The sequence below is a fragment of the Polaromonas sp. genome, assembly GCF_039932935.1.
In the GTDB taxonomy this organism is placed as follows: domain Bacteria; phylum Pseudomonadota; class Gammaproteobacteria; order Burkholderiales; family Burkholderiaceae_C; genus Polaromonas.
In genome coordinates this window covers 1-5,152 of record NZ_JBDTPB010000041.1, presented here as the reverse complement: position 1 = coordinate 5,152, position 5,152 = coordinate 1, and the positions used below count along the sequence as shown (strand labels likewise).

Annotated in this window: 7 protein-coding genes; all 7 read left to right on the top strand. The window is 63.2% G+C overall.

The features are described from left to right. Positions 1-399 (top strand): dihydroxy-acid dehydratase (locus ABI546_RS07560; RefSeq protein ID WP_348045665.1); only part of this gene is annotated, 399 nt, incomplete at its 5' end. Between the two features lie 146 nt (positions 400-545). Then, positions 546-1,478 carry a sugar kinase gene (locus ABI546_RS07555; protein WP_348045663.1) on the top strand — a complete coding sequence of 311 codons (933 nt, stop codon included), beginning with the start codon at positions 546-548 and terminating at the stop codon, positions 1,476-1,478. Continuing rightward, a complete protein-coding gene (locus ABI546_RS07550; protein ID WP_348045661.1) occupies positions 1,475-2,377 on the top strand; it encodes a 2-dehydro-3-deoxygalactonokinase in 903 nt (300 codons plus the stop codon). The genes ABI546_RS07555 and ABI546_RS07550 overlap by 4 nt, the downstream gene beginning before the upstream one ends. A gap of 16 nt (positions 2,378-2,393) precedes the next feature. Beyond that, the gene (locus ABI546_RS07545; protein WP_348045659.1) at positions 2,394-3,020 is read left to right on the top strand and encodes a 2-dehydro-3-deoxy-6-phosphogalactonate aldolase; all 627 of its coding nucleotides are present in this window, start codon (positions 2,394-2,396) and stop codon (positions 3,018-3,020) included. A 14-nt stretch (positions 3,021-3,034) separates the two neighbouring features. After that, positions 3,035-3,823: an SDR family oxidoreductase gene (locus ABI546_RS07540; RefSeq protein ID WP_348045657.1), complete on the top strand. Its 789-nt coding sequence runs from the start codon at positions 3,035-3,037 to the stop codon at positions 3,821-3,823. A 292-nt stretch (positions 3,824-4,115) separates the two neighbouring features. Beyond that, a complete protein-coding gene (locus tag ABI546_RS07535) occupies positions 4,116-4,520 on the top strand; it encodes a hypothetical protein (RefSeq protein WP_348045655.1) in 405 nt (134 codons plus the stop codon). A gap of 136 nt (positions 4,521-4,656) precedes the next feature. Beyond that, a partial coding sequence (locus ABI546_RS07530) for a heavy metal-binding domain-containing protein (protein WP_348045653.1) occupies positions 4,657-5,152 on the top strand: 496 nt, incomplete at its 3' end.

Here is a 5,152-nt window from a genome sequence, read left to right as displayed (position 1 = left end):
TACCCCGGCATGGCCGAAGTCGGCAACATGCCGCTGCCGCCCAAGGTGCTGCGCAAAGGCATCACCGACATGGTGCGCATCAGCGATGCGCGCATGAGCGGCACGGCCTATGGCACTGTGATCTTGCACACCGCGCCTGAAGCTGCTGCGGGCGGGCCGCTGGCCCTGGTGCAAAACGGCGACATCATCGAGCTTGACGTTCCCAACCGCCGCCTGCACCTTCACGTCAGTGACGAAGAACTTGCCCGCCGCATGACGCACTGGAAAGCACCTGAACCACCGCTGTCGTCTGGCTACTGGAAGCTCTACATTGACCATGTGCTACAGGCCGATGAAGGCGTGGACCTGGACTTCCTGGTGGGCAAACGCGGATCGTTTGTGCCTCGCGACAACCACTGAACCGGCGGTGGCCCGGGGTACAGCCCGGGTACATGGTGGCACCCCTGCGGGGGTACCATTGAGTGTTCGAGGCGCGGCGTTTTTCTTCCTGTTTTTCCTTTTTTGGAAACGCCCGTGCCGCGGCGCCGGAAATAGCCAGGAATCCAATGCAAGCCAGAAAATTCGATGTCGTCGCACTCGGCGAAGCCATGGTGGAATTCAACCAGACCACCGCGGGCCAACCTAATTACCTGCAGGGCTTTGGCGGCGACACCAGCAATGCAGTGATCGCCGCTGCGCGCGCCGGTGCCAGCACCGCGTATTTGACTCGCCTGGGCGGTGACACCTTCGGGCAGTCGCTGATGGCCTTGTGGGCCGCCGAAAACGTTTCCACGGCCGCGGTGCAACAAGACGCCGAGGCCAGCACCGGCCTTTACTTCGTGACACACGGCCCCAAGGGGCACGAGTTCAGCTACCTGCGCGCAGGCTCCGCAGCCAGCCGCATGACGCCCGCATGGTTGCAGCAATCCGGCGCTGCGGACGCCGTGCGCCAGGCCAAGGTCCTGCACGTCTCGGGCATTTCACTGGCCATTTCCGCCAGCGCCTGCGACACGGCATTTGCCGCGATGAAGCTGGCCAGGGACACCGGCACGCTGGTCTCTTTTGACTCCAACCTGCGGCTCAAGTTATGGCCGCTGGAACGGGCGCTGGCCTGCACCCGCCACGCTGTTTCGCTGTGCGACATCTTCCTGCCCAGCCTGGAAGACGTCACGGCGCTTAACGGCATGACGGACCCCGACCAGGTGGTGGACTGGGGCCATACGTTGGGTGCCGGCACGGTTGTACTCAAACTCGGCGGCGACGGCGCAGTGGTAAGCGACGGCAAGCGGCGTGAGCGTGTACCCGTTCATCACGTCAAGCTGGTCGACGCCACGGGCGCGGGAGACTGCTTTTGCGGCAACCTGCTGGCGCGCATTGCGCTGGGCGACAACGTTTTTGACGCGACTCGCTATGCCAATGCGGCAGCGGCCCTCACGGTGCAAGGGTATGGCGCGGTGGCTCCGCTGCCGCGCCCTGAACAGGTCAGGGCCTTGCTATGAACCGCCTTCTGGCCGTTGACTGGGGCAGTTCGTCGTTGCGCGGCGCGCTGATCGACGCCGGCGGTGCGGTTCTGGAAGAGCGCTCATTCGCGCGCGGCATTCTCACCGTCGCGCCGGGTACCTTTCCCGATGTTTTCGCCAGCTGCTTCGGCGATTGGATGACGCCGGACACGCTGTGCCTCGTTTCAGGCATGGCCGGCAGCAAACAGGGCTGGCGTGAGGCACCGTATTGCAGCTGCCCCGCGGGCTTTGACGCCATTGCCGCCGGGCTCGAATGGGTAGAGCCCGGCCGCATCGCCATCGTGCCCGGCCTGAGCATCGACAAAGACGGCATTCCTGACGTCATGCGAGGCGAGGAAACGCAAATCTTCGGCGCGCTGCAGTTGCTCGGCCTGGATCACGCCCGGCTGGTGCTGCCCGGAACGCACAGCAAATGGGTCACCGTGGAAAACCGGCAGGTCACGAACTTTTCAACCTGGATGACGGGCGAGTTTTACGCCCTGCTACGCCAGCATTCCATCCTGGCGCGCATGATGCCCGCTGACGAACCCGCACCCGACGAAGCCGCCTTTGGGCGCGGCGTAACGCATGCGATGGCAAGCGCGGGCTTGCTAACCACCGCCTTCAGCACGCGCACCTTGCCGCTGTTTGACCGTATGAACGCTAGCGCCCTGCCGAGCTACCTGTCGGGACTGGTCATCGGCGAAGAGCTGAAATCCCAGACCCTGCGGCGTGGTGAATCGGTGGTGGTAATGGGCGCTGAAGCGCTCAGTGCACGCTACGGCCAGGCGCTGGCCCTGCTGGGCGTCACGGTGCAGCGAGTCGGTGACGGAGCGACCTGGCGAGGTTTACAGGCTATTGCCGAAACCCTGCGCAAACCCTTCAATCAAGCCGCCTAGTGGCTACAACGATCTTATGAATCCACATCAAAAATTTTCCAATGCCCTGAACTCGATTCCGCTGGTCGCCATTTTGCGGGGGCTCACCCCGGCCGAAGCGCTACCTGTCGGCGAGGCGCTCGTCGCCACGGGATGGTCGCTGATTGAAATTCCACTGAATTCCCCCCAACCTCTCGACAGCATTGCGGCCATGGCCAGCGCCTTTCCGCAGGCCCTCATCGGTGCGGGCACGGTGCTCACGCCAGAGGCCGTGCGTGATGTACACGCGGCCGGCGGACAACTGATTGTTTCCCCCAATTTCAACCCGGCGGTGGTGCACGAAGCTTCTCGTCTCGGTCTGGTGTGCCTGCCCGGCATCATGACGGCCAGCGAAGCGTTCGCCGCACTCGACGCGGGCGCGACGGGACTGAAAATTTTTCCCGCCGAGATGATCACGCCTGCAGTCGTTAAAGCCCTTCGCGCCGTGCTGCCGCCGCGGGCTGTCGTGTTGCCGGTAGGCGGCGTCACACCCGGCAACATGGCACCTTACCTTGCCGCAGGCGCAAGTGGCTTTGGCATCGGGTCCGCGCTCTACAAACCGGGGGCGTCCGCCGCTCAAGTTTCCAAATCTGCTATTGAATTTATAGCTGCTTGCGCTGGTTGAATAAGGGCTACAGCATGATTTCATCTACAAAAACCGCCCCGATATCGTTCGGACTGACGGGCCGGGTCTGTCTCGTCACCGGTGGTGCCCAAGGCATTGGCGAGGCCTGCGCGCGGCGGTTTTCACGCGAACAAGCCCAAGTCGTGATCGCCGACATTGACGACGCGCGCGGTGCGGCGCTGGCCGCCGAACTCGGCGGGCTGTATGTGCACTGCGACGTCGGCGACAAGGCGGAGGTCGATGCCCTGGTGGCCCAAACCGTGGCGGCGCATGGCCGCATTGATGTGCTGGTCAACAACGCCGGCATTTTCAAGGCCGCTGAATTTCTGGACGTGACGGAAGCCGACTTCGACGCCGTACTTCGCATCAACCTCAAGGGGTCCTTCCTGGTGGGCCAGGCTGTGGCGCGCGTGATGGCCGCAGCGGGCAAAGGAAGCATCGTCAACATGAGTTCGGTCAACGGCGTGCTCGCCATTCCCACCATTGCCAGCTACAACGTCAGCAAGGGCGGCATCAACCAGCTCACGCGCGTCATGGCGCTCTCGTTGGCCGGCCAGGGCGTGCGCGTCAATGCGGTGGCACCCGGCACCATCGCCACCGAGTTGGCTGCCAGGGCTGTGCTCACCAGCGACGAAGCCAAAGCCAAAATCATGAGCCGAACGCCCATGAAGCGCTTGGGCGAACCCTCTGAAATCGCCGACACAGTGGCTTACCTGGCCAGCGATGCGGCCAGTTACATCACGGGCGAAATTGTGGTGGTGGACGGTGGGCGCATGACGCTGAATTACACGGTCTCGGTTTAGGCAAGCGCTGAACAGGTCCCCTGCGGCGCGCGATCAGACGGGCACGGGCTGTCTGCAGCACTGAAATTCTTGCGAATAGCCAGCTATTGGCCGCGAAATGCGCCTTGCATTCCATCCCGATCCGGTTGCCGCACCTCCACAAGGGCCTGGTCAGCGCTTCCTTGGGGCCCGCCACGCCGTAAAAGCAAAGGTAAATTGCCTGCGCAGTTGACATGGATCATGCAGGCCACAGAACGGGGCCCGCAAAGCCAGTCGTTTCAATAGACTGGGCACTCCCTTTCTGGAGTTCACCATGATGTCACTTCGCCTGATTTCCGTTCTCGCTGTCGCCGCCACCCTCGGCCTGACCAGCTGCGCTCAAACCCCGCCAGCCCGTGCAGCGCACCACCCAGACGTGTCAGCGGCTGCTCCGGGTCAGACCCTGCCCATGGCGCGCATGGACGAGCATATGAGCGCCATGCGTGCCATGCACGACCGCATGGCAAGTGCAAAAACCCCCGAAGAACGTACCGCCCTGATGGCTGAACACCACAGACTGATGCAGGGTGGCATGAGCATGATGGGCAACATGCAAGGTCCCGGCGGCGACCCGGCCGCGCGCCAACAGATGATGGAAAAACGCATGGAAATGATGCAATCCATGATGCAGATGATGATGGACCGCTTGCCCCCGGTCCACGCCCCGGCCAAACCCTGAGGTTTTGCGGCGCCCCGGGGACGGAGCGTGACAATTCCAGACAAAACCGGCGGCGGGCTTGACCTTCCCCCGGTAGGAGGGTTTATCTTTCCTTGGTGCCCATTCAGGCCTGCGACGCGGAAAAGGACGCCCTTTCATGAACCACATCCATCACCCTCATACCTCTCAAAAGGCCGGCACGGCGGCCATCGGCACTGCAACGCAAGCCCTCCACGGCGATACCGCAGCGGCCGGCGGTACGATCTACACCTGCCCCATGCACCCGGAGATCCGGCAAGACCATCCGGGCAACTGTCCGATCTGCGGCATGACACTGGAGCCGGTCATGCCCAGTCTCGACGAGGATGAAAATCCGGAGCTGCGTTCCTTCACCCACCGCTTCTGGTGGACGCTGCCGCTCAGCGCGGTGGTAACGGTACTTGCCATGTTCGGTCACCAGTTCGGCTGGTTCGACATGGCCGTCCAGAGCTGGGTTGAGCTGGTGCTGAGCCTGCCGGTAGTCCTGTGGGCGGGTTGGCCCTTCTTTGTGCGAGGTGCGCAATCGGTCGTGCACCGCAGTCCGAACATGTGGACCCTCATCAGCCTGGGGACGGGCGCCGCCTTTGCCTACAGCGTGGTCGCCACCATCGCTC